22 protein-coding genes are annotated in these 25,065 nt (G+C 62.8%); 12 read left to right on the forward strand and 10 right to left on the reverse strand.

Annotated elements, in window-relative coordinates; all coding sequences use genetic code 11:
* The first annotated feature begins 23 nt into the window (after nt 1-23).
* The 4 genes from J9889_RS04890 to J9889_RS04905 all read left to right on the forward strand — a co-directional run bounded on the left by J9889_RS04890 (nt 24) and on the right by J9889_RS04905 (nt 3,682).
* Entirely contained in the window at nt 24-392 is a 369-nt protein-coding gene (locus tag J9889_RS04890) for a cupin domain-containing protein (protein WP_210556059.1), read from the forward strand.
* Nucleotides 393-597: 205 nt separating this feature from the next.
* On the forward strand, nt 598-2,262 hold the full coding sequence (gene asnB / locus J9889_RS04895; RefSeq protein ID WP_041213050.1) for an asparagine synthase B: 1,665 nt from the start codon (nt 598-600) through the stop codon (nt 2,260-2,262).
* Between the two features lie 167 nt (nt 2,263-2,429).
* On the forward strand, nt 2,430-2,930 hold the full coding sequence (locus J9889_RS04900) for a thioredoxin family protein (protein ID WP_109113015.1): 501 nt from the start codon (nt 2,430-2,432) through the stop codon (nt 2,928-2,930).
* 128 nt (nt 2,931-3,058) lie between these two features.
* Complete coding sequence (locus tag J9889_RS04905; RefSeq protein ID WP_048208735.1) at nt 3,059-3,682, forward strand: glutathione S-transferase; 624 nt, start codon at nt 3,059-3,061, stop codon at nt 3,680-3,682.
* Nucleotides 3,683-3,754: 72 nt separating this feature from the next.
* Here the strand turns inward: J9889_RS04905 and maiA are convergent, their stop codons facing one another.
* The 6 genes from maiA to J9889_RS04935 all read right to left on the reverse strand — a co-directional run bounded on the left by maiA (nt 3,755) and on the right by J9889_RS04935 (nt 9,301).
* Nucleotides 3,755-4,393: a maleylacetoacetate isomerase gene (gene maiA / locus J9889_RS04910; protein WP_210556060.1), complete on the reverse strand. Its 639-nt coding sequence runs from the start codon at nt 4,391-4,393 to the stop codon at nt 3,755-3,757.
* 69 nt (nt 4,394-4,462) lie between these two features.
* Nucleotides 4,463-5,461 (reverse strand): fumarylacetoacetate hydrolase family protein, encoded by a 999-nt coding sequence (locus J9889_RS04915; protein WP_210556061.1) that lies wholly within the window; start codon nt 5,459-5,461, stop codon nt 4,463-4,465.
* A gap of 10 nt (nt 5,462-5,471) precedes the next feature.
* Entirely contained in the window at nt 5,472-6,620 is a 1,149-nt protein-coding gene (locus J9889_RS04920; RefSeq protein WP_210556062.1) for a homogentisate 1,2-dioxygenase, read from the reverse strand.
* Nucleotides 6,613-7,767 (reverse strand): 4-hydroxyphenylpyruvate dioxygenase, encoded by a 1,155-nt coding sequence (gene hppD / locus J9889_RS04925; RefSeq protein ID WP_109112664.1) that lies wholly within the window; start codon nt 7,765-7,767, stop codon nt 6,613-6,615. Before hppD ends, J9889_RS04920 begins: the two co-directional genes overlap by 8 nt.
* 239 nt (nt 7,768-8,006) lie before the next feature.
* Entirely contained in the window at nt 8,007-8,660 is a 654-nt protein-coding gene (locus J9889_RS04930; protein ID WP_210556063.1) for an HAD family hydrolase, read from the reverse strand.
* Nucleotides 8,657-9,301, reverse strand: a complete 645-nt coding sequence (locus J9889_RS04935) for a TIGR01621 family pseudouridine synthase (protein ID WP_052814554.1) — start codon at nt 9,299-9,301, stop codon at nt 8,657-8,659. Before J9889_RS04935 ends, J9889_RS04930 begins: the two co-directional genes overlap by 4 nt.
* An 88-nt stretch (nt 9,302-9,389) precedes the next feature.
* Between J9889_RS04935 and J9889_RS04940 the strand changes: the two genes are divergently transcribed.
* On the forward strand, nt 9,390-10,982 hold the full coding sequence (locus tag J9889_RS04940; protein ID WP_052814555.1) for a GGDEF domain-containing protein: 1,593 nt from the start codon (nt 9,390-9,392) through the stop codon (nt 10,980-10,982).
* A gap of 102 nt (nt 10,983-11,084) precedes the next feature.
* Here the strand turns inward: J9889_RS04940 and J9889_RS04945 are convergent, their stop codons facing one another.
* Nucleotides 11,085-12,638, reverse strand: a complete 1,554-nt coding sequence (locus tag J9889_RS04945) for a PAS domain-containing methyl-accepting chemotaxis protein (protein ID WP_210556064.1) — start codon at nt 12,636-12,638, stop codon at nt 11,085-11,087.
* Between the two features lie 382 nt (nt 12,639-13,020).
* Between J9889_RS04945 and prpB the strand changes: the two genes are divergently transcribed.
* The 4 genes from prpB to prpF all read left to right on the forward strand — a co-directional run bounded on the left by prpB (nt 13,021) and on the right by prpF (nt 19,112).
* Nucleotides 13,021-13,920 carry a methylisocitrate lyase gene (prpB, locus tag J9889_RS04950; protein ID WP_052814557.1) on the forward strand — a complete coding sequence of 300 codons (900 nt, stop codon included), beginning with the start codon at nt 13,021-13,023 and terminating at the stop codon, nt 13,918-13,920.
* A gap of 64 nt (nt 13,921-13,984) precedes the next feature.
* A complete protein-coding gene (prpC, locus tag J9889_RS04955) occupies nt 13,985-15,142 on the forward strand; it encodes a 2-methylcitrate synthase (RefSeq protein WP_210556065.1) in 1,158 nt (385 codons plus the stop codon).
* The gene (gene acnD / locus J9889_RS04960; protein WP_210556066.1) at nt 15,142-17,760 is read left to right on the forward strand and encodes a Fe/S-dependent 2-methylisocitrate dehydratase AcnD; all 2,619 of its coding nucleotides are present in this window, start codon (nt 15,142-15,144) and stop codon (nt 17,758-17,760) included. Before prpC ends, acnD begins: the two co-directional genes overlap by 1 nt.
* Before the next feature lie 152 nt (nt 17,761-17,912).
* The gene (prpF, locus tag J9889_RS04965) at nt 17,913-19,112 is read left to right on the forward strand and encodes a 2-methylaconitate cis-trans isomerase PrpF (protein WP_109112660.1); all 1,200 of its coding nucleotides are present in this window, start codon (nt 17,913-17,915) and stop codon (nt 19,110-19,112) included.
* 104 nt (nt 19,113-19,216) lie between these two features.
* On the opposite strand, the gene J9889_RS04970 is transcribed toward prpF, so the two are convergent.
* The 3 genes from J9889_RS04970 to J9889_RS04980 form a co-directional block, all read right to left on the reverse strand.
* A complete protein-coding gene (locus J9889_RS04970) occupies nt 19,217-19,450 on the reverse strand; it encodes a DUF6719 family protein (RefSeq protein ID WP_202040496.1) in 234 nt (77 codons plus the stop codon).
* 162 nt (nt 19,451-19,612) lie between these two features.
* A complete protein-coding gene (locus J9889_RS04975; protein WP_210556067.1) occupies nt 19,613-20,659 on the reverse strand; it encodes an alpha/beta hydrolase-fold protein in 1,047 nt (348 codons plus the stop codon).
* Between the two features lie 97 nt (nt 20,660-20,756).
* Complete coding sequence (locus J9889_RS04980) at nt 20,757-22,913, reverse strand: TonB-dependent siderophore receptor (protein ID WP_244053482.1); 2,157 nt, start codon at nt 22,911-22,913, stop codon at nt 20,757-20,759.
* A 130-nt stretch (nt 22,914-23,043) separates the two neighbouring features.
* Between J9889_RS04980 and J9889_RS04985 the strand changes: the two genes are divergently transcribed.
* From J9889_RS04985 to J9889_RS04995, 3 genes are all read left to right on the forward strand, one after another.
* Complete coding sequence (locus J9889_RS04985) at nt 23,044-23,982, forward strand: AraC family transcriptional regulator (RefSeq protein ID WP_246878037.1); 939 nt, start codon at nt 23,044-23,046, stop codon at nt 23,980-23,982.
* A 163-nt stretch (nt 23,983-24,145) separates the two neighbouring features.
* Nucleotides 24,146-24,802 (forward strand): Bax inhibitor-1/YccA family protein, encoded by a 657-nt coding sequence (locus J9889_RS04990; RefSeq protein ID WP_210556068.1) that lies wholly within the window; start codon nt 24,146-24,148, stop codon nt 24,800-24,802.
* Nucleotides 24,803-24,897: 95 nt separating this feature from the next.
* On the forward strand, nt 24,898-25,065 hold the full coding sequence (locus J9889_RS04995) for a hypothetical protein (RefSeq protein WP_158654765.1): 168 nt from the start codon (nt 24,898-24,900) through the stop codon (nt 25,063-25,065).

Consider the following 25,065-nt stretch of genomic DNA (forward strand, 5'->3'; position numbering starts at 1 on the left):
CCTCGCCACCCCAAGGACGCACCATGAAGAGCCTGAACGACTGGATCCTGCTGGACAAGCACACTGTCTCCCCCACCCCGATGATGCCAGCCCCCGAGCGCATCAGGGCCGGAACGCCGAGCCAGACGGCATGGAACCACTACTCCGACCCGAGCCAGCAGTTTCACGTGGGCTTCTGGGCTTGCGAGCCGGGCTGCTGGGCCGTTCACTATACCGAACACGAATACTGCCAGATGCTGGAAGGGGAGGCGGTGCTCCACGACGAGCAGGGCGGCCGCCTGCACCTCAAACCGGGGGATCAGTTCGTCATTCCCGCCGGTTTTGTCGGGCAGTGGGAGACCCTCACCCCTTGTCGCAAGCTCTATGTGATCTTCGAACCCGCCGCGACTTGACGCGCACGTCAACCCTGACCCTCTCTCTTCAGGCGGCCGGGCGGCCGCCATCCCCTGCGCAACTTGACGCTTACGGCATGATTTTCTGCGGTTTTCCCGCTTGCAAAAGGGTTTTCCGCTAGGCATTGTGATTGGCGAGGAATGTAAATGGAATTTCGAGCCCAAACGTGGGGGGCTCATATAAAAATCAAGAGGATTACCGCCAATGTGTTCTATTTTCGGCATTCTGGACATCAAGACCGACGCCACTGCCCTGCGCAAATCGGCCTTGGAGATGTCCAAGCGACTGCGTCACCGCGGGCCTGACTGGTCCGGCGTCTACAGCTCCGACAAGGCCATCCTGGTGCACGAGCGCCTGGCCATCGTCGATCCGGGCAACGGCGCACAGCCTCTCTACAACCCCGAGCGCACGCACGTATTGGCCGTCAACGGCGAGATCTACAACCACAAGGAGCTGGAGAAGAACCTCAAGGTCGACTTCCAGTTCCAGACCCACTCCGACTGTGAAGTGCTGCTGGCCCTCTACAAGGAGAAGGGCCCGGCGTTCCTGGACGATTTGAACGGCATCTTCGCCTTCATCCTCTATGACGCCGAGCAGGATGCCTACCTGATTGGTCGCGACCACATGGGGATCATCCCCCTCTATACCGGCCGCGACGAACACGGCAACTTCTATGTCGCCTCCGAGATGAAGGCCCTGGTGCCGGTGTGCAAGAGCGTCGAGACCTTCCCGCCGGGACACTACCTGTGGAGCAAGGATGGCGAGCTTAAAACTTGGTACAAACGGGACTGGATGGAATACGCGCCGGTCGAGCACAACGTCAGCGACAAGGCCGAGCTCAAAGCGGCCCTGGAAGCGGCGGTCAAGCGCCAGCTGATGTGCGACGTGCCCTATGGCGTGCTGCTCTCCGGTGGTCTGGATTCGTCCGTCATCTCCGCCATCACCAAGCTCTATGCCGCCCGCCGGGTGGAAGACGATGGCAAGAGCGAAGCCTGGTGGCCGCAGCTGCACTCCTTCGCCGTGGGCCTGGAAGGGTCGCCGGATCTCGCTGCCGCCCGCAAGGTGGCCGATCACCTCGGCACCATCCACCACCAGATCCACTTCACCGTGCAGGAAGGACTGGATGCCCTGCGTGACGTCATCTATCACCTCGAGACCTATGACGTCACCACCATCCGCGCCTCCACGCCCATGTATCTGATGGCCCGCTACATCAAGGCGATGGGGATCAAGATGGTGCTGTCGGGAGAGGGCTCCGACGAGCTGTTCGGCGGCTACCTCTACTTCCACAAGGCCCCCAACGCCCGTGAGTTCCACGAGGAGAACGTGCGCAAGCTCGCCTCCCTGCACCTCTATGACTGCCTGCGCGCCAACAAGTCCATGGCCGCCTGGGGCGTGGAAGGCCGCGTGCCCTTCCTCGACAAGGAGTTCATGGACGTGGCGATGCGCCTCAATCCCGCCGACAAGATGTGCGGCAAGGGCAAGATCGAGAAGCACATCCTGCGGGAAGCCTTCGAGGATCTGCTGCCCCACGAAGTGGCGTGGCGCCAGAAGGAGCAGTTCTCCGACGGCGTGGGCTACTCCTGGATTGACAGCCTGAAAGCCATGGTCGAGGAAGAGGTGACGGATCAAATGTTCGAGGCCGCGGCCTTCCGCTTCCCCGTCAACACCCCGCTCACCAAGGAGGCGTACTACTACCGCGCCATCTTCGACGAGCACTTCCCGCTGGAGTCCGCCGCCCGCACCGTGCCCTACGGCAAGTCGGTCGCCTGCTCCACCCCGACCGCGCTCGAATGGGATGCCAAGTTCAAGGAGATGGCCGACCCCTCCGGTCGCGCCGTGATGGACGTCCACCAGCAGGGTTACTGATCGCCCCTGACCTGAATACAAAGCCCCTCTCGAGGGGCTTTGTTGTTTTCTGCCATTCCATTGCCGCTTTTTGCCTTCCCCTTCCCTGTTTGCGGCTTGGCGCAGGAAACGCCTCGTGTCACATTGTCTGCGCCTGGAAGCAAAGATAACGACACAAGGAAGAGACCATGAAACGACTGTTACTGCCCCTGATACTGGGCACCCTCCTTTTCAATGGCGCCGCCTGCGCGGGCGACCACCTCTGGAGTCAGAGCCTGCCCGATTACAGCCAGGGTTATGACGAGACGCGGGATCCGGCCCGCGATCTCGCCGCCGCTACCGCCAAGGCCAGTGCCGAGGGCAAGAAAGTCCTGTTGCTGGTGGGGGGCGAATGGTGCAGTTGGTGCCAGGAGATGAACCGCTTTCTAGACCGGGAACCCGATCTCGCCGGCCAGCTCAACCGCACCTTCGTGGTGGTCAAGGTGAACGTCAGCGAGCAGAACAAGAATGAATCCTTCCTGAAAGCCTATCCCGAGTATCTGGGGGTCCCCCACTTCTACGTGCTGGATGCCAAAGGCAGGCTGCTCGAGTCCTTCAACACCGGGCTGCTGGAGAAGGGGAAGAGTTACGACGGGGAGAAACTCGGCAAATTTATCGCCTATTTCCAGCCCAGGACCACCCACGGCTGACTCGCCAGTCAATCAAACAGGGCCCCGCACGGTCAGTGACAGTACAGGGCCTTGATGGCAGCGCAAACAGGGAAGTGGCATGTCTGCGACACACCGACCATCCATCACCCAGGACAAGGACGAAAAAGATGTTGCGAATACTGGGCAAGGCGTCGTCAATCAATGTGCGCAAGGTACTGTGGACCTGTGCCGAACTGACCCTCCCGTTCGAGCTGGAGGAGTGGGGATCCGGCTTCAGACCCACGGACACCCCGGCGTTTCTGGCACTCAACCCCAATGCCATGGTGCCCGTCATTCAGGATGAGGATTTTACGCTGTGGGAGTCGAACACCATCATCCGCTACCTGGCGACGCGCCATGGTGCCAATGCACTCTATCCCGCCGAGGCGAGAGCCAGGGCCAGGGTCGATCAATGGATTGACTGGCAGGCATCGGACTTGAACACCGCCTGGCGCTACGCCTTCCTGTCGCTGGTGAGGCGCTCCCCCCAGCATCAAGACCATCAGGCCCTTCACGCAGCTTGCCTGCAGTGGTCTCACTGCATGGAGATCCTGGAGAGACAGCTTCAAACAACCGGAGGATATGTGGCCGGTCCGCACTTCTCGCTGGCAGACATTCCCATCGGGCTGTCAGTCAACCGCTGGCTGGAGACGCCCTATGATCGCCCGTCGCTACCCGCCGTGGACGACTACTACCAGCGACTGAAAGAGCGGCCGGGGTTTCGACGCTACGGGGCCAATGGCACGCCCTGAGGCGAGCAAGATAACCCGGGCAAGGAAAGAGACGGCAGACCGGGCCAACGCGCTGACCCGGTCTGCACAGCTTCAGGGCTGGGCATCCGGCTGATTGGCGGGGGCGGCCTTGATAAAGGCCTGCAACTGCTCGCAGTTGGCGACGATGCGCGCAATGGTGGGGTAGTCATCCAGGGTCATGTCGAAGCGACGGGCGTTGTAGACCTGGGGCACCAGCATGCAGTCCGCCAGGGTGACCTCGTTGCCCACGCAATAGATGCCGGCGGTGGTCATGAGAAGCTGTTCCAGCGCGGTGAAGGTCTCGTCTATCCAGTGGCGATACCATGCATCCCGCGCCATCTTGCTCTGCTCCAACTCCTGCTCCAGGTAGTGCAGCACGCGCAGGTTGTTGAGGGGGTGGGTGTCACAGGCGATCATGTTGACGATCTGGCGCACCCGGGCACGTTCGATGGGGGCGGAGGGCATCAGGGGGTAGGCGGGATAGGTCTCGTCGAGGTACTCCATGATGGCCACCGACTGACCCAGATGCACGTCATCGTCCACGAGAAACGGCACCAGTCCCTGGGGATTGACCCGGCGGTAGGCCTTCTCCTTCTGCTCACCCTGCCGCAAGTTGACCGGGTGCTGCTCATAATCGAGCCCCTTGAGTTGCAGTACCAAACGCACACGAAAGCTGGCCGATGAGCGCCAATATCCAAACAACTGCAGCATAGTGTGTCCCTGTGGTGGCAGGTGTCTGCCACCTGCCGTGTCGCCCGCCCCTCCCGGGGTCGGGCTCTCCTAGCTAGCCCGCTTGGCCGTTGCTTGCGTGACCCGCTGCAAAATGGTGCCAAACAGACTCATCCCGTTGCGATCCTGCATCGCGATGGACACTGTATCACCAAAGCGCAGAAAGGGTGTAGTGGCTTGACCTGACTCGATAATTTCCAGCATCCGCCGCTCGGCAAGGCAGGAGGATCCCCGGCTTCTGTCGTAGTTGGAGACGGTGCCCGAGCCGATGATGCAGCCCGCCCCGAGCGGCCTTGTCTTGGCGGCATGGGCAATCAGCTCATCAAAGTTGAAGGTCATGTCCACCCCGGCGTCGGGCTGCCCGAACAGGGCGCCGTTGAGGTGGGTCACCAGGGGCAGGTGGACCTTGCCATCGCGCCAGTCATCCCCCAGCTCGTCCGGGGTGATGGCCACCGGCGAGAAGCTGCTGGAGGGCTTGGACTGGAAGAAGCCAAAGCCCTTGGCAAGCTCCCCGGGAATGAGGTTGCGCAGGCTCACGTCGTTGACCAGCATCAAGAGCTTGATGTGGCTCGCCGCCCCCTGCGAACGGGTGCCCATGGGCACGTCGTCGGTGATGACGGCGACTTCCGACTCGAAGTCGATCCCCCACTCCTCGGAGCCCATCACGATGGGGCCACGGGGCGGCAGGAAGCTGTCAGAGCCTCCCTGATACATCAGGGGATCGTGCCAGAAGCTTTCTGGCATGTCGGCGCCGCGCGCCTTGCGCACCAGCTCCACGTGGTTGACGTAGGCACTGCCGTCAATCCACTGGTAGGCGCGGGGCAGCGGGGAGAGGCACGCCTCCTCATCGAAGGGGAAGGCGTCGGGGCAGGCGCCCTCGTTGAGTCGCTGATAAACCTTCGCCAATTGCGGCGCCACTTCTCCCCACTGGTCGAGGGCCGACTGCAGGGTCGGGGCGATGGTCGTCACATGGACGGTGCGCGCCAGATCGCGGCTCACCACCACCAGGGCGCCGTCGCGCTTGCCATTGTTCAGGGTTGCCAGTTTCATATCGAATTCCTTATTTGCCGAGCGCCTCTGGACGCTGCCAGCTGGTGACATAACCGGGGTATTCAACCCCTTCGCAGATCGGGCCGACGGCCAGGGCATCCCGGGTGTCGAGCATCACCGCCACCTCGTCGGTGAAGGTCTTGGCATGGGCCTGCCCCGCCGCAAAGGCCTTGGGATGGGGACCATGGGTGAAGCCGGCAGGGTGGAAGGTGACCATGCCCCGCTTGATGTTGTCCCGGCTGAAGAAGTCCCCGGCGTGGTAGAAGAGCACTTCGTCGAAGTCGTCGTTGCTGTGGTAGAAGGGCACCCGCAGGGCGCCTGGGTCGCTCTCGATGGGACGCGGCACGAAGGTGCAGACCACGAACCGGCTCGCAACGAAGGTGGTGTGGGCCGAGGGAGGCAGGTGGTAGCGGTGGCTCATCAGCGGGCGGATATCCCGCCAGTTGAGGCGCACCACGCACAAGTCCCCGTGCCACCCTTGTGCATCCAGCGGGTTGAACGGCCAGGTGACGACCGAGACCTGATCGTGGCGCTTGATCTGCAGCGACCAGGGGTTTTCATCCTGCTGGGCCAGGAAGCGCTCGTTGATGGCGGGCACGTCCAGGGCCGCCGGATCGAAGATGGCGTGATTGCCCACCAGTCCCTTGTCCGGCAGCTGATAACTGTCTTCCGTCGCCTCGATCATCAGGATGAAGAGGGGTGCGGTGGGCTCGATGCGCCACATGGTGCCACGGGGGATCACCACGTAGTCCCCCTCCCGCAGGGTCAGATGGCCGTAGTCGCAGAAGAAGTCGCCTCCCCCCTCGTGAATGAACAGGAGCTCGTCGCCATCGGCGTTGCGCACCAGAAACGGCATCCTCTCGCTCAGGCGCCAGATGCGGTAGCGGCAGTGGGGGTTGCTGAGCAGATCCGGCATCACCCAGGGGGAGAGGGAGCTCACCTCCTCCTGCAGATCGTTTAAGTCAAACGCCCGTGGCCGAAGCGGCCCTTCCCAGTTGACCCAGTCGGTGGGAGCGTGCTTGTGGTGCATGTGGGTGGCCGGACCGAAGAAGCCCGAGCGCCCCAGCTCGCGCTCATAGATGGCCTGCTCCGGCAGATCGGCATGGGCCTGGCGGGAGTGGGTTCCCTCCCGATGGGGGAAGCTTATCCAGTTACGCATCGCTCGGTTCTCCGTTTTTCTGGCCCTGCGCGGCACTGTTCACCTCCCCTTGCGTGGATCCGTCCAGCACGCCACGGCGGATCTGATCCAGCTCGATGGATTCGAACAATGCCTGGAAGTTGCCCTCACCAAAGCCCTCGTTACCCTTGCGCTGGATGATCTCGAAGAACACGGGACCGATGACGGTATCGGTGAAGATCTGCAGCAGGATGCCGTCTTTCGTCGGCGAGCCGTCGATGAGGATGCACAGCGCCTTCAGCGCGGCCAGATCCTCCTGATGACCCGCGACCCGGCTGTCCACCTTCTCGTAGTAGGTGTCCGGCGTCGGCATGAAGCCGGTTCCCCGCCCTCTGAGCGTGCGGATGGTGTGATAGATGTCGGCAGAGGCGAGCGCGATGTGCTGGATCCCCTCCCCCTTGTACTGGCGCAGGTACTCCTCTATCTGGGACTTGTCGTCCGCCGACTCGTTGATGGGGATGCGAATTTTGCCGCAAGGGGCCGTCATGGCGCGCGAGTGCAGTCCGGTCAGCTTGCCCTCGATGTCGAAGTAGCGGATTTCCCGGAAGTTGCCGATCCGCTCGTAGAAATTCGACCAGAGGTTCATATTGCCGCGATGGACGTTGTGGGTCAGGTGGTCGATCTCATAGAGCCCCGCGTCCACCTCGGCCATGCGGGCCTGCCAGTCGGGGTAGAAGATAAAGTCCACGTCATAGATGGAGCCCCGATCGCCATAGCGATCGACAAAGGAGAGGGTGCTCTCGCCGATGCCGTAGATGGCGGGGATGTTGAGCTCCATGGGGCCGATTTTGCCCACAAACGGCTTGGCCCCCTGGCCAATGGCGTACTGCTGGGCACGGCCGGCATCGCTCACCCGAAACGCCATGCCGCACACGCTCGGACCATGGGCCCGGGCAAACTCCTCCGCCTGGGAGTGGGGCTCGGCATTGACCACGAAGTTGATGTCCCCCTGGCGATAGAGCCAGCACTGCTTGTGCCTGTGCTTGGCCACTTCGGCAAAGCCCAGTGAGACGAACAGCGCCTTGAGAGCCGCAATGCCCTTGAGATCCGGCGCCGTGTACTCGACAAACTCAAACCCGTCGGTGCCAAGGGGGTTGATGGTGTGAGTACGGGAAGAAGGGGTGGTCATGATGCGCTCCTTGCGATGAACTGATAACGAAACGGTTCACGCCGCAAGGGCTCGACAGGCAGCCCGCACGGCATTGTTAACAACTTGTTTCATTAGAGTGGCGAGCGCAGGGAATGAGAAGGGGCGGCGTTCAGATAGTTTGGCGGGGATCCGCGCCAAAAAATGTAAATGAAATGTGACATCACAGCCCCAACCTTGCACTGCGCTCGTTAGCGTCCCGCAAGGCTGTCAGCTTTGCCTTACAGCGACCAATAACGGGGTTCGATATGGGGCAGCACCGCCCTCGCCTTTAGCAATCGAGTCCTTTGCGGGTTGATGAGCCAGGCTTGCTCCCCCAACGCCAGCAGGGGCAGATCGTGCAGGCTGTCACTCAGGGTGAGTGCGGCCTCCAGGGTCAGGAGCTCGGGCAGCAGCTTGTGCCTGCCATGGCAATAGAAGCGCGGCACTAGGCCGCCGAAACGGTAACCCATCCGCGAGCCGATGATGCGGTGAGGGAGCCTTGGCAGTTGACGATGGAGCTGGGCACGGACCAGGGCGCGGGGACTGGCGGAGATGACCCAGCAGCGGCACCCCTCCCCCGTCAGGAGGGCTCGCGCCTCCCGATACAGACCGGGCCGGGTCAGGCTGTACTGCCGTATCAAGGCGTGCCAGGCCAGGGGGTATAGCCCGAGGGTGATGGTCCACCAGATGAGTGCAATGCCGCGACTGCGCTGACCTGGCAGCAGATAGATCACGGCACCGAACGCCATCAGTGGCCACAGCAGCAGCGGCCAGATACGGCGGCGCAAGATGAAACGCAGCAACCCCGCATGGCTGTCATCCGGCGCCAGGGTGTCATCGAAGTCGGCCAGGATCCAGCCACGGGCTGGGACTCTCACGGTTGCTGCGCTCATTCGGTGATCTCTGCGATGGCGGCATGCAACTCGGGCAGGAGGAACAGTGTCCCCTCATCGGGCGGACAGACGAGATCGAAACTCTCACCTGCCAGGGTGAAGGCGAGGCGCCAGGCGTGCAGATAACCGCGATCCGCCACCGTGCCGCCGTAACGCTCATCCCCGAGGATGGGGGCTCCCACGCTCTTCAAGGCCACCCGGATCTGATGGGTCTTGCCGGTCCGGGGCTTGATGCGATAAAGGCGCAGCCCCTCGCGCACCGAAACGGAGTCGAACCAGCTGATGGCCGGGTTATCCTGGGTGCGGCTCAGCATCCAGCTGCCGCCTCGCCCTTTCTCCATGTCCCCCTTCACCCAGCCCTGCTTCTTCTTCGGCTTGCGATCGGAGAGGGCCAGATACTGCTTGCTCACTTCCCGCGCCGCGAAAGCCATGCTGAGGGCGCGATTCGCTTCGGGGGTGCGGGCCAACAGCACCAACCCAGAGGTCATCTTGTCCAGTCGATGGACCGGATAGAGGTCAAGACCGGTATCCATTCTGACCCGATTGACGAGACCCGGCTCGCCGGCATCATCGTGCATGCCAATGCCCGGACGCTTGTTGATCACCATGAAATCTTTGTGCTGCAATTGTATCCGGTACATGTATAACCCTTTAGAATGTTACTTGTTAACAACTTGAATGCAGGCCTGCTGGCCATCTTCATGGACCCTCAGCACAAGAATCGCACGAATGAAAAAATGCCTGTTTTGGCTGTTGTTGCTTGGCATCACTTGCTTCTCGCCCCTCCAGGCCAGTGAACGGACACGTGATCTGCCGGAGAAGGTGGTATTGCAGTTGCGCTGGCTGCATCAGCCCCAGTTTGTGGGCTATCACATGGCCAAGGCCAAGGGGTATTACGCCGACGCCGGTCTGGATGTCGAGATAAGGCCAGGTGGCAAGGGAATAAGTCCGGTTCAGGAGGTGCTGGCCGGACGCGCCGACTTTGGCGTCGGCAACACCGAGGTGCTGACCCACTACGCCCAGGGCAAGCCGCTGCTGGCGCTGGCCAGCGTCTACCAGCACTCTCCCTCCATCTTCCTGGCACGCCGCGACAGCGGCATTCTCACCGTTGCGGACATGCGTGGCAAACGGATCATGATGTTTCCGGGTCATCAGGATGCCGAACTGCTGGCCACCCTCTACTATCAGGGGCTTCACGAGCGCCAGCTCATCCCGGTACCCACTTCGGTCAACATCGACGATCTGATCGCTGGCCGGATAGACATCTTCAACGCCTATCTGAGCAATGAGCCCTTCTATCTGGAAGAGCGCGGCATCTCGGTGTCCGTCATCAACCCTCGCAACTACGGCATCGATTTCTACAGCGACATTCTCTTCACCACCCAGGCACAGGAGCGGCTCAATCCGGATCGGGTGGCACGTTTTCGTGCAGCCAGCCTCAAGGGATGGCGCTATGCCCTCACCCACCCCGAGGAAGCCATCGCCCTGCTACGCACGGAGTATGGCGTCAACCGCAGCCAGGCCCACATGGAATACGAGTTGCAGATGAGCAAGGAGATGATCCAGCCGCTCTATGTGGAGATCGGGTATATGAATCCGGATCGCTTCGCTCACATCATGCAGCAGCTGGTCGAGATAGGCCTCCTTGCCAAGCCGGTCTCCCTGACCCGTTTCCTCTATCAGGTCCCCTCAGAACAGTGGATCTTCTGGCGTCCATGGTTCCTGCTGAGCCTGGGTGTTGGTGGTCTCATCCTGCTGCTCTCCCTCTATCTTCTGATGAGCAACAAGCGGCTCAACCAGGAAGTGGCCCTGCGCAAGCAGCGAGAGCAGGAGATACTGCAACTGGCCCGCCTCGATCCCCTTACCGGGCTGCCCAATCGTCTGAGCCTGATGGAGCAGTTGAAACACCAGGTACAAAGCGACAATCCGGGCTGCCTGCTGTTTTGCGATCTCAATGACTTCAAGCGCATCAACGACAACTTCGGCCACAGTCAGGGGGATGCCATCCTCTGCCAGCTGGCCCGACGGATCCACGACGCCATCGGCCACCAGTGCTATTTTGCCCGCTTGGCGGGGGACGAGTTCATCCTGCTGCTGCCGGGCTACGATATCCGTCAGGCAGAGGAGGTCACCGCCGTGATCCGCCAGGCCATGCAGGCCCCCTTCGTGGTCAATGACCAGCCGATGCAGGTGGGCATCAGCATCGGCGTCAGCCACTACCAGCATGACTGGAGCCCGGAGCAGTGGCTCATCCAGGCCGACAGGGCCATGTATTGTGACAAGGGTGGCCGCGTCATCACGCTGGCGGAGCAGTCCGGCTGACTGGCTCATCTCCCGGCACACAGAGCCGATCCCCCGTGAAACCGATAAACAGGAAGGCCACCCCTGGGGTGGCCTTCCTGCATTGCATGAGTCTGACCGCTCTTACCCGAAGGTCTGCCCCAGGGATTTGAGCTGGCGAGCCTTAGTGAGCAGGATGTCGCTCGAGGCGTCCATGTCTTGCATCTTGTTGCTGTTGGTGTGGGAGTGCTGGGAGATGGCGTTGACGTTGCGGCTGATGTCCTCCACCACCGCCTGCTGCTCCTCTGCCGCCGTCGAGATCTGGGCCGAGAGGTCCACCACCCGTTCTATTTCCGCCAGCACCTGATGCAGGCTCTCTGATCCCTGGCGGGTCAGGGTCACGCAGGATTGGGTCTGTTGCAGGTTCTGCTGCATCATGCCCTTCCAGCCGTTCAGGGTACGCTGGATCTGGCCTATGCTGCTCTGGATCTGCTCGGTCGCCTTGTGGGTGCGCGTGGAGAGGGTTCGCACCTCGTCCGCCACCACCGCAAAGCCTCGCCCCTGCTCCCCTGCCCGCGCAGCCTCGATGGCGGCGTTGAGCGCCAGCAGATTGGTCTGATCCGCAATGCCCTGGATCTCGCTCATCAGCACACCGATGCGGTCCGACTCCTCCGCCAGTGCCACGGCGGCCGTGAAGGCATGCTCTGCCTGGGTGGCCAGCTCCGTCACCCTGTGCTGGGTATCTTCCAGTTGCTGATCGGTGTTTTGGCAGTGCGCCTTGGCCTGGGCTATCTGGTTGTCCGTCTCCAGGATATTGCGGGCAATCTCGTGGGCTGTCGCCGCCATCTCGGTGATGGCCGTCGCCACCTGCTGGGTCTGGACATCCTGTTCGGCGATGTCGGCGCTCGCCTCGCTGGAGGCTGTTTTCAGATGCACCGCGAGATCCTGCAGGGAGAGGGTCGCATCGTCCACTCGTCCAAGGACGGTGCGGATCCTGGCCTGCAACAGCTTGATGTGGAAGTCTGCAATGGCACTGGCATCCTCCCCCGAATAGATGAGCCGGGTCAGGCTGTCATATTCGTCCGCGAGCTGTCGCAGATAACGGGGGGTAGTGATGAGGGTGTCACGATAGATCAGGGCCAGCCACAAGAGGGGCAACAGGATGAACAGCGGCCCCCAGGGCCCCATCAGATAGGCTCCCCCCGCCAGCATCAGCAAGACACCGACGATGGCCACCCCGTGGCGCATCGGGCGCAGGCTCAATCCGCCCTTTCGCTCCCCCCGCTCCACGCTCTTCAATCTGGCATAGGTGCGCCCGGCCACGGCTTTCATCTCCGGCGCGGCGCGACTGCGGACCGACTGGTAGCCATTGATCCGCCCCTGCTCGAAGATAGGGGTGACATAGGCATCCACCCAATAGTAACGCCCATCCTTGCAGCGGTTTTTCACCATGCCGCGCCAGGGTTTGCCCTGCTTGAGCTTGCCCCAGAGGTCAGCAAAGGCAGCCTTGGGCATGTCCGGGTGGCGAACCATGTTGTGGTGCTGGCCGATGAGCTCAGCCCGGCTGTACCCCGCTACCCGGCAGAAGTGATCATTGGCGTAGGTGATCACACCCTGCAGGTCCGTAGTGGAGACCAGCTGTTCATTGGCAGGAAAATCCACCTCTTCGTCGATGAGATGAACCTGGCTTTTCTTCATGGCACACACCCCTTGTTTGATCACCCACTGAGTGTAGCCAAACGCCTACGGGCAAGCAACGCAGAGACCCAGTCGGGGAGGATGGCTGAGACACAATTTGCATCCTGTTTGACGCCGCGCAAGATTATGACCCCAAAAGACCAGGTTTGGCCAAAAAACACTCGGCATTTTCCCAGGTTCACCTCTCTCCCACACGATGCATCACACCAAAAAATGGTTCCAACGAGTCTGTGTTACTGGTGTTACCAGGGGCCCGTCAGGGGAGAGCACACTTGATACGACCTTGGACCTAAGCATAATTGACGTTAACGTAAACGTAGTGTGAGATGATGCCGTTCACCCTACACATCCAGCAGACACGCACCCCATGAAAGGAGTCACCATGTCCAACCTCTCCCCCTCGGCCGGCAAGCGTTTTCGCACGGCCCTGGCCAACGAAAAGCCCCTGCAGATAGTCGGCACCATCAATGCCTACATGGCGCTGATGGCCGAGCGCAGCGGCTTCCAGGCCCTCTATCTCTCCGGCGCCGGGGTGGCGAACGCCTCCTATGGCCTGCCGGATCTCGGCATGACTTCCATGAATGACGTGCTCATCGATGCCGAACGCATCACTGCCGCCACCCAGGTGCCACTCTTGGTGGACATCGACACCGGCTGGGGGGGCGCCTTCAACATCGCCCGCACCATCCGCGCCTTCGAGCGCGGCGGTGTGGCCGCCGTCCACATGGAAGATCAGGTGGCCCAGAAGCGTTGCGGCCACAGGCCCAACAAGGCCGTGGTCAGCGTCACCGAGATGGTGGACAGGATCAAGGCGGCGGTGGATGCCCGCCAGGACGAGAGTTTCGTCATCATGGCCCGCACCGACGCCCTGGCGGTGGAAGGGCTGGGCTCGGCCCTGGAGCGCGCCGCCGCCTATGTGGAGGCGGGCGCCGACATGATCTTCGCCGAAGCGGTCACCGAGCTCGAGCAGTACGACCGTTTCAGGCAGGCGGCCGGGGTGCCGATCCTCGCCAACATGACCGAGTTCGGCAAGACCGAGCTGTTTGACAAGGAGGCGCTCGCCTTGCATGGCGTCGACATGGTGCTCTACCCCCTGAGCGCCGCCCGCGCCGCCAACCAGGCCGCCCTCAACGTCTATCAGACGCTTCGCCGCGACGGCCACCAGCGCGCCGTGGTCGACACCATGCAGACCCGGGAGTCCCTCTACGATTTTCTCGGTTACCACCACTACGAGCAGACCCTGGACAGGCTGTTCACCCAGGATCTTTCGACCAAGGAATAAGACGGCGACCGGCCGCCTTATGCTGGCGGCTGGCGCATCAACGGACTGAATGAGGAAACATGTGATGAGCGCCCTGCCCGAAACCACCGGCTTCAAGCCGAAGAAATCCGTCGCCCTTTCCGGCACCGCCGCCGGCAATACCGCCCTGTGCACCGTGGGCCTCAGCGGCAACGATCTGCACTACCGTGGCTACGACATCCTGGACGTGGCCACCAGCTGCGAGTTTGAAGAGATAGCCCACCTGCTGGTGCACGGCCACCTGCCCAATGTGGCGGAGCTCGCCGCCTACAAGGCCAAGCTCAAGGCCCTGCGCGGCCTGCCCACCGGGGTCAGGACCGCCCTGGAGCAGTTGCCTCCCTCCGCCCACCCCATGGACGTGATGCGCACCGCCGTCTCCGTGCTGGGGTGCCTGTCGCCGGAGAAGGACGATCACAACCACCCGGGCGCCCGGGACATCGCCGACAAGCTGATGGCCTGTCTCGGCTCCGTGTTGCTCTACTGGTACCACTTCAGTCACAACGGTAAACGCATCCATGTGGAGACCGACGACGACTCCATCGGCGGCCACTTCCTGCACCTGCTGCACGGGCACAAGCCACGCGACTCCTGGGTTCGCGCCATGCACACCTCTCTCATCCTCTACGCCGAGCACGAGTTCAACGCCTCCACCTTCACCGGCCGCGTCATCGCCGGCACCGGCTCGGACATGTACTCCTGCATCACGGGAGCCATCGGTGCCCTGCGCGGGCCCAAGCACGGGGGCGCCAACGAGGTGGCTTTCGAGATCCAGAAGCGCTACGAGAACCCGGACGAGGCGGAGGCCGACATTCGCGCCCGCATCGAGAAGAAGGAGGTGGTCATCGGCTTCGGCCACCCGGTCTACACCGTCTCCGATCCCCGCAACAAGGTGATCAAGGAGGTGGCGCGCGAGCTCAGCCAGGAGCAGCACAACACCAAGATGTTCGACATCGCCGAGCGGCTGGAGTCCACCATGTGGGAGGCCAAGAAGATGTTCCCGAACCTCGACTGGTTCAGCGCCGTCAGCTACCACATGATGGGGGTGCCCACCGCCATGTTCACCCCGCTGTTCGTCATCGCCCGCACCTCAGGCTGGTCGGCCCATGTCATCGAGCAGCGCATCGACGGCAAGATCATCCGCCCGAGCGCCAACTACGTCGGTCCGGCCGATCTGACCTTCGTGCCGCTCAAGGAGCGCAAGTGATGATCAACACGCAATATCGCAAGCCCCTGCCCGGCACACAGCTTGACTACTTCGACGCCCGGGAGGCGGTCAACGCCATCGCCCCCGGCGCCTGGGACAGGCTCTCCTACACCGCCCGCGTCCACGCCGAGAACCTGGTTCGCAAATGCGATCCGGCCATCCTCGGCGAGTGCCTCGGCCAGATAGTGCACAACAAGCGCGATCGCGACTTTCCCTGGTTCCCGGCGCGGGTGGTGTGCCACGACATCCTGGGGCAGACCGCCCTGGTGGACCTCGCGGGCCTTCGCGACGCCATCGCCGATCAGGGGGGCGATCCCGCCCAGGTGAACCCGGTCGTGCCGGTGCAGCTCATCGTCGACCATTCCCTGGCCGTTGAATGTGGCGGCTTTGACCCGCAAGCGTTCGAGAAGAACCGCGCCATCGAGGATCGCCGCAACGAGGATCGCTTCCACTTCATCGACTGGACCAAGCAGGCGTTCAAGAACATCGAGGTGATCCCGCCTGGCAACGGCATCATGCACCAGATCAACCTGGAGAAGATGTCCCCCGTCATCCACGCCGATCGCGGTTTGGCCTACCCGGATACCTGCGTCGGCACCGACAGCCACACCCCCCACGTGGATGCCCTCGGCGTCATCGCGGTGGGGGTGGGCGGGCTGGAAGCCGAGAACGTGATGCTGGGGCGCGCCTCCTGGATGCGGCTGCCTTCGATCGTCGGCGTCGAGCTCTCCGGCAAGCCGCAGCCCGGCATCACCGCCACGGACCTGGTGCTGTCGCTCACCGAATTCCTGCGCCAGCAGAAGGTAGTCGGCGCCTATCTGGAGTTCCGTGGCAAGGGGGCCGCCGCCCTCACCCTCGGCGATCGGGCCACCATCTCCAACATGGCGCCGGAATATGGCGCCACCGCGGCCATGTTCTTCATCGACGGCCAGACCATCGACTACCTGAAACTGACCGGCCGTGACGACGAGCAGGTCAGGCTGGTGGAGACCTACGCCAAGGAGGCGGGCCTCTGGGCCGACGCCTTGGTGGACGCCCAGTACGAGCGCGTGCTGCACTTTGACTTGTCGAGCGTGGTGCGCACCCTGGCGGGCCCCTCCAATCCCCACCGTCGCCTGCCGGTGACCGAACTTGCCACGCGGGGCATCGCGGTGGATCTGGACAAGGCTCGTGCCCAGGAGGCTGACGGCCTCTTGCCCGATGGCGCCGTCATCATCGCCGCCATCACCAGTTGCACCAACACCAGCAACCCGCGCAACGTGATCGCCGCAGGCCTGTTGGCCCGCAACGCCAACCGGCTCGGCCTCAGCCGCAAGCCCTGGGTCAAATCCTCCCTCGCCCCCGGCTCCAAGACAGTCGCCCTCTACTTGAAAGAGGCGGGACTGGACGAGGAACTTGAGCGGCTCGGCTTCGGCGTCGTGGCCTTTGCCTGCACCACCTGCAACGGCATGTCCGGTGCCCTGGATCCCGCCATCCAGCAGGAGATCATCGAGCGGGACCTCTACGCCACAGCGGTGCTCTCGGGCAACCGCAACTTCGACGGCCGCATCCATCCCTATGCCAAGCAGGCGTTTCTCGCCTCCCCGCCCCTGGTGGTGGCCTACGCCATCGCCGGCACCATCCGCTTCGACATTGAAAAAGATGTGCTGGGGGTGGTGGACGGCAAGGAAATTCGCCTCAAGGATATCTGGCCGTCTGATGAAGAGATCGACGCCGTGGTCAAGGCGTCGGTCAAGCCGTCCCAGTTCCGCCAGGTCTATATCCCCATGTTCACCCAGGAAGAGGATCAGAGTCCCAAGGTGACGCCCCTGTACGACTGGCGTCCGCAAAGCACCTATATCCGTCGCCCCCCTTACTGGGAGGGGGCACTGGCGGGCGAGCGCACCCTGCGCGGCATGAGGCCCCTGGCGCTGTTGCCGGACAACATCACCACCGACCACCTCTCCCCTTCCAACGCCATTCTGCCCGGCAGCGCGGCGGGGGAATATCTGGCGAAGATGGGCCTGCCGGAGGAGGACTTCAACTCCTACGCCACCCACCGCGGCGATCACCTGACCGCCCAGCGCGCCACCTTCGCCAACCCCCAGCTGGTCAACGAGATGGCGGTGGTGAACGGCGTGGTGCAGAAGGGGTCCCTCGCCCGCGTCGAGCCGGACGGCAAAGTGATGCGGATGTGGGAAGCCATCGAGACCTACATGGCACGCAAGCAGCCCCTCATCATCGTGGCCGGTGCCGACTACGGTCAGGGCTCGTCCCGTGACTGGGCGGCCAAGGGGGTGCGCCTTGCCGGGGTGGAGGTGATCGCGGCGGAAGGCTTCGAGCGCATTCACCGCACCAACCTCATCGGTATGGGGGTGCTGCCGCTCGAGTTCAAACCGGGCACCACCCGCCTCACGCTGGGCCTCGATGGCACCGAGACCTATGACGTGGTGGGAGCACGCCAGCCGCGCACCGATCTCACTCTGGTGATCCGCCGTCGCAGCGGCGAAGTGATCCAGGTGCCAATGACCTGCCGCCTCGACACCGCCGAGGAGGTCTCGGTCTATGAGGCGGGTGGCGTGCTGCAACGCTTCGCCCAGGACTTCCTGGCGTCAACCGCGCAAAAGGCCGCAAGCTAAATCGCAACCCCGCCCCTTTGAAAAAGGGGAAGGCATAAGGCACCCTCTCCCTTTGGGAGAGGGTTGGGGTGAGGGGACATCCCCCTCATCCGCCCTTCGGGCACCTTCTCCCAGAGGGAGCAGGATCAATGACTCTTCTAAGGACACTCTCTATGGCCCACATACCACAAGTCAGAATTCCGGCCACCTACCTTCGTGGCGGCACCAGCAAGGGGGTCTTCTTTCGCTTATCTGACCTGCCCGAGCGCTGCCAGCAGCCGGGCCCGGCACGGGATGCCTTCTTCCTGCGGGTCATCGGCAGCCCCGACCCCTACGGCGCCCACATGGACGGCATGGGGGGGGCCACCTCCTCCACAGCCAAGTGCGTGATCCTCTCCAAAAGCCAGCAACCCGATCACGATGTGGACTACCTCTACGGCCAGGTCGCCATCGACAAGGCATTCGTGGACTGGAGCGGCAACTGCGGCAACCTCTCCACCGGCGCCGGGGCCTTCGCCATCCACGCCGGCCTGGTGGACCCGTCCCGCATCCCGGAGCACGGCACCTGTGAGGTGCGGATCTGGCAGGCCAATATCGGCAAAACCATCCTCGCCCACGTGCCGGTGACAAACGGCCAGGTGCAGGAGACAGGCGATTTCGAGCTGGACGGGGTGACCTTCCCCGCCGCCGAGATCGTGCTGGAGTTTCTCGAGCCGTCCGACGAGGGTGAAGACGGCGGCGCCCTCTTCCCCACCGGCAATCTGGTGGACGATCTGGAGGTACCCGCGTCTGTTGTAAAGAGCGGCGTACTGAAAGCCACCCTGATCAGCGCAGGCATCCCCACGGTGTTCGTCAACGCCGAGGACATTGGTTATGAGGGCACCGAGCTGCGCGAGGCGATCAACACAGACCCGCAAGCGCTCGCCCGTTTCGAGGCGATCCGGGTTGCCGGTGCCCTGCGCATGGGGCTCATCAAGCGCCCCGAAGAGGCGGCCACTCGCCAGCACACCCCGAAAATTGCCTTCGTCGCACCCGCCAAGGATTACCGCACCGCCAGCGGCAAGGAGATTATTGCCGGCGAGATCGATCTGCTGGTGCGGGCCCTCTCCATGGGCAAGCTGCACCACGCCATGATGGGCACCTGCGCCGTGGCCATCGGCACGGCGGCGGCCATTCCCGGCACCCTCGTCAATCTGGCCGCCGGGGGCGGCGAGCGCGAAGCGGTGCGCGTTGGTCACCCCTCCGGCACCCTGAGAGTCGGAGCCCAGGCAGAGCAGGTAGCGGGACAGTGGACGGTCACCAAAGCGGTGATGTCCCGCTCCGCCCGCATCCTGATGGAAGGCTGGGTGCGGGTCCCTGGAGATGCCTTCTAGCCCGCTGCGGCATCACACCGACCAGGCCAGCCAGACGAAAAGAGCCCCAAGGCGACTGCCCCAGGGCTCTTTTTTGGATGTTTCAGGCTGTGAAAATCACATCATCATTGCGGTCTTGCCACACACTCCACCTTTCTTGGCACATTGTGCTTCACGTCCCCGCCGATGAGCCGCTTGACCTGCCCTGGTGGGCAGCGACCGTCATCCACATAGGCGGTCTCCCCAAGGGGCAGCCTGCCTGGGGGTGGATCCTGACTCAGATAGGTGACGGGAATGGGCGCAGGCGCAAACCCACTGCACCCCGACATCAGGAGTGCGCCGCACCACAGAGCCAGCATGCCTCCCCTCTTTCCTGCAACCGCCATCGCTCACTCCCTGCCTCTGTCGGGGCACCGACCCGGCGCCCCTCGTTTCGGCAGTCTACCCAGGGATGGCGCCGGACCGACGCCCGTCTCCGGCGCCGTTGTGACGATTCCAGACACAGGCAAAAATATCGGCGTTCACGGCTTCGACCCGTAGTAGTGGGCCAGCAGGGCATCGGCCTCGTCCACGGGGATCGCCATCTGCGGCCAGCGCGCGGCCTTCTCCTTGATGTCCCGCAGACTCCCCAGCTCCGGGCGCAGTGCGCTGCCGAGGTGGCGGTTCAGGGCATCAAAGCGGGCGATCACCGCCTGTCGGCTGAAGTGCCCGGGCGCCAGATCCAGCCTGTAGCCCTGAAACAGCCACTGGAGTCCCTGATAGACGGCGGGGTGATAGACGCTGTGATGATCCTCCTCCTCGAAGTAGCGGCTGGTGACGTGCAGGTTTGCGCCGGGTGCCCCCACTACCCGCCGCGCAAACTGCTGCAGGCGATCCCGGTGAAGCGCCGAGCGCCCGAATCCCGGGGTGAAGGGGTTGTTGGCCACCGCCATGAACAGCGAGGAGGCGTGCCTGAGCGGCCCGGTCAACTCCGACGCGATGCGCTCGTAATTGCGGGGGTAATCGAACCAGAGGCTGGCGTCGATGGCGATCACCCCCTGGAACTGGCCGCCGTCTTGCGCCTGTGCATCGAGCGCCAGCAGGCCGCCGAGGGAGTGACCCACCAGCAGGGCCGGCGCCTGGGTCCGAAACCTCTCCTCGATGAGGGGACGCAGCTCCTCGCCCAGATAGCGCAAGAACCGGGGCCCGCCCCCCGTCACGGCATAGCCGGGCCCCGCCGGTGCCCCATTGGGCAAGGTCATGGTGTGGCTCGGGGTGTAATCCCGCATCCGGTCGGTGTTGTGCACCGCGACGATGATGAGGGGGGGGATAGCCGGATAGAGCCCGGCCCGCAGGGCCCGGGTGATGCCGACAACCTCCAGCAGACTCTTCTCCCCGTCGAGCAGATAGAGCACGGGGAACCGAGCCCCTGGCTCGCGTTCATATTCCTGGGGCAGGGAGACGCTGTATTGCCGCGTCTCCCCCAGCAGGGCCGAATGGTGGGTGAAGCGCTGGGCGTAGTGGAGCATGTCTGCCTGGGCAGAAGAGAGTGTGATCATGGTGAGCAGCAGGGTGATGAGTCTTGTCATTGGATGAACCAGGATTGTGTCGCCAGCCTTGGGGATCCCCCGTAGGGTGGCGCACAGAGACGACAACAGGGCCCGCAGGCCCTGCTGTCGTCGGCCGTTACAGCTTGTAGGTGAAGCCTGCCATCAGGTTCGCCGGCTCGCCGTACATGTTGAAGGTGCTGGTGGAGCCGACCCGGTAGAAGTACTCCCGGTCGAGCAGGTTGTAGAGGTTCAGGGTCGCCTGCATCCTGTCGTTGATCTCGTAACGCACCGCCGCATCGAACAGGGCATAGCCCCCCTGATGGGTCTCGACCCCCTTCTGGTTGAAGCCGTAGTCGCTCACCGCCGTCATCCCTGCCCCGAGGTGCAGCCCCTGCACCCAGTCGGCCAAGTGGTAGTCGGTCCAGAGTGAGAGGGCGTGACGGGGGATGGTGTCGAATTTCGGGTTGTGATCCCCGGCCTTCTCCTCGATGTCGGTGAAGGTATAGCCGGCCATCACCATCCAGTTCTGGCTGAGATAGCCGCTCGCCTCCAGCTCCACCCCTTGCGTCTCCACCTTGCCGGTCGCCCAGTAGGTGTTGGTGATGGCAATGCCCTGATCGTCGTAGGCCTGGGCCGCGATATTGTCGTCCTTCATCAGGAAGAGGGTCGCCCGGGTGTTGAGCAGGCCGTCACGCAGCGAGGACTTGATGCCGGTTTCCCACTGGCTGCCCTCCCGGGGCTTGAGCAAGTTGCCGCTCTCGTCCTGGCTGGTCTGGGGCTTGAACACCTTGGAGTAGCTGGCATACCAGGCGTGTTCGTCGCTCAGGTCATAGACGGCCCCCGCGTAGGGGGTGAGCTTGCCGTTGAACGCACTGGACTCGCCGCTCTGGGCTCCAGAACTCAGGGTCGTGCTGACGGCATCCAGATCGTACCAGGAGACGCGGGCCCCGGTGATCACCGAGAGCGGCTCCATCAGCCGCCAGGTCACCTTGCCATACAGACCGAGCTCCGACTGCTCCTCATGGTCATTCTTGGTGTAGCTGTAGTCCGGCTTGGCGACCCGGATCGGGTCGAAATCGAACACATTGATCTTGCCGAGGTTGCGGTTGGTGTAGGTCTGGATGTCCGACTCGTAGCGCTTGTAGTCGGAGCCCAGCACAAACTCGCTCTTGTGCCCCAACAGATCGAACATCTGACTGTAGTTGGCATCGAAGGCCATGTTCTTCTGCTGGTTCCCCTGGCCGTTGAACATCAGCCCGGTGTTGCCCGCCACGTCCACGGGGCCGTTGGTGAAGGTCTGCTCCAGCCGCATGTCGTGATCCATGTAGCGGGCCGAGACCTGACCCACCCCGCCGTTGGCAAAGGCGTGTTGCAGCGAGGCCCCCACATCCGTGGTGTCGGCGTCGAAGAAGTCTTCAGCCGACCCCAGGTAGGTGCTGCGGCCGATGTCGAGCAGGGAGCCGTCCTTGTACGCCGGCAGGCCGTTGGTGGGCAGGATGTCCTTGGTCTGGTGCAGGGCGTAGACGGAGAGGCGGGTGCGATCCGAGAGATCGAACTCCAGGGTGCCGTAGTAGGTACCGTTGTCGTTGTTGTTGTAGTCCACCTGGTTCTTGATGTCGGCGTTGGCCACCACGACGCGACCGCGCAGGGAACCCTCGTCGTTGAGTGCGCCCCCCATGTCCGCCTCCAGGTAATGCCTGTCCCAGCTGCCATAGCGCGCCGTGACCGAGCCCTTGAAGGCGTCGGTCGGACGCTTGAGCACCATGTTGATCACGCCCCCCAGCTCGCTGGTGCTGTTGAAGAGGCCGGAGGGGCCCCGCATGATCTCCACCCGATCCACCGCCGCCAGCGACGGCAGAGTGCCGTACTTGCTCTGCATGGGCGATGGCAGGCCGTTGAGGTTCACTTCGTCGTACTCATAGCCACGGGAGAAGATGGAGGAGCGACCGCTGTCATTGACCAGGGTGCGCAGACCCGGCGTGAACTTGGCCAGATCGTCCACCGCCACGAAGTTGCGCTCCTCGATGTAGTCGTTGGTCAACACGGTGATCGACTGGGGGATGTCTTTGAGGGCCGCCGGCGTCTTGGTGCCGACGGTGGCCGAGTCGACCCCATAGCCTCCCGTCTCCTCCGACGGCGACATCCCGTAGAGTGGATTGCCATAGACGACCAGGGTTTCGTCCGGCTTGATGTCCGGTGTGTGTGCCCCTGCTGGGGCGGCAACGGTGACGGCCAGAGCGGCAGAGATGGCCAGAGCCAGCAGGCTTCGCGCTTTATCCTTCAAGACAACCATAGTAAGAGTGACCCCAAGATGGAGATGATAATCATTTTCATTTGATTTTCCGGGGGCTAATATATCACTCCATCTTCCGCCGCAGTTTTGCGGTGTGGTCATTTCACTCTTCGACATGGTCAAATTGCACATGACTGACACAGTGGCAAGGGACACCAGCGCACGCCCACGGGGGCGCTTCACCGGCAGGGTGGAGAACCTGGTGATCCAGGAGGGTCTTCGCTTTCACAACAAGGACATCGTTCACAAGGCAGACTTCGCCACCGAGCGGGAGTTGCCGCCGCAGTTGATCATCGCCATTCCCCTCGAGAGCCGGGCCCTGATGACCTATGGCGCCACTCACAGGCTCAAGGGGTGTCGCTTCCACGAGTCCGACCCCATAGTGGCAACCGCCATCCTCTATACCGAGCCCGACATCGTGCAGGGGGCGGCCAAAGCCCAGGTGCGCAGCCGCAGCATCGTCCTCTCCCTGGACCACACCTGGCTCGCCCACAACCTGGCACAGGCGCATCGCAAGGCTTTCACACAGACCTTCAGCCGCCATCTGAGCCGCGTCGACTGGACCCTGCCCGCTGCCCTTGGACAGATTGCGGAAGCGCTCAATCTCACCAGCAGCCAGAACGCCTCCGAGATGCTGATGCGCAAGGCCTTTGCCCTCAGTGTCTGGGAGAGCCTGATGACCAACCTCCAGCAGGCCGCCTCCCCCTGTTGCCAGCGCCAGAACGAGCAACCGACGCGCCTCAAGATGCTGCTCAGGGATGAAAAAGTGGACGAGATGACCCTGACCGAGATCGCGGCCACCCTCGGCATGAGCGTCTCCACCTTGCAGCGGGCCGCAAAAAAAGAGCTGGGCATGAGCCTGCAGCGCTACCTTCGCCAGCGAAAGCTGCAAGAAGCGCGGGCCAGGCTGGAGGCGCGCAGCCTCTCTCTGCAAGGGGCCGCCGCCCACGCCGGCTATGACCATGTGGCCAATTTCATCACGGCGTTTAGAAAGCAGTTCGGCTTCTCGCCGACGCGGATCGCCAGACAGGGTAAAGAGCAGGAACAGGCGCCCTCTGCAACGCCTTGAGCCTCCTTGTTCATGCGCAATACATCTTTGCTCTGGGATAGTAGGCACCACGCAGGTGGGGTGGCGCTTGAAATCAGCGCTCGTCATCCACACATTCAGTGCATACAATGCGTTAACGAAGCACACTTGGTCGCTTCACCCCGGAAATCAAGAGGACATCAAGATGGATACCCGTTCTATCTACACTGGCACCCAGGGTGCCGTGCGCGACACCAACAAGGTGCTGCGCAACACCTACATGCTGCTCTCCCTCACTCTTGGCTTCTCAGCCGTGGTAGCCGGGGTAGCAACCGTCATGAACATGCCGCCCCTGCACTGGGCCGTGTTCCTCATCGGTGTCTACGTCCTGATGTTCCTGACCGAGAAGAACCGTGACAACGGCATGGGGCTGGTGTTCACCTTCGCCCTGACCGGCCTGCTGGGCTATAGCCTCGGCCCCATCATCAACATGTACATGAACAACGGCGGCGGCGAGATCGTGATGACGGCGCTGGGCGGTACTGCGCTCACCTTCTTCGGCCTGTCTGCCTATGCCCTGACCACCAAGCGGGACCTCTCCTTCCTCGGCGGCATGCTGTTCGTCGGGTTCTGGGTACTGCTGGTTGCCATGGTCGCCAACATCTTCCTGCAGATGAGCGCCCTGAGCCTGGCCCTGTCCGCCATGTTCATGCTCTTCTCCTCCGGCGCCATCCTGCTGACCACCCAGCAGATCGTGCGCGGCGGCGAGACCAACTACATCTCTGCCACCGTCACCCTGTATGTCTCCATCTACAACATCTTCCTGAGCCTGTTGAGCCTGCTTGGCGGCAACCGCAACTGATGGATGCTTGATATGCACAAGACCCCGCTTCGGCGGGGTTTTTATTGGCGCCCATTTCTGTCAGGATAAGTTGCAAATCAAGGATATGAAGCGAAGTGGCCCTGATCCAAATCAGGGCCGTTTCGTTGCCGACGGGTTATGCTGTCGCTTTCGTTTCGCTCAAGGGTTGCCTTCATCCCATGCCCATGGACTTCTCAGGTTTATTGCGCCGTCTGCTGACCGACAGCCACATCGATTTCACCTCGTTCAAGGGTGGTGCCTAG

This window comes from Aeromonas sp. PrichA-15, from assembly GCF_017939245.1.
GTDB lineage: Bacteria > Pseudomonadota > Gammaproteobacteria > Enterobacterales > Aeromonadaceae > Aeromonas > Aeromonas caviae.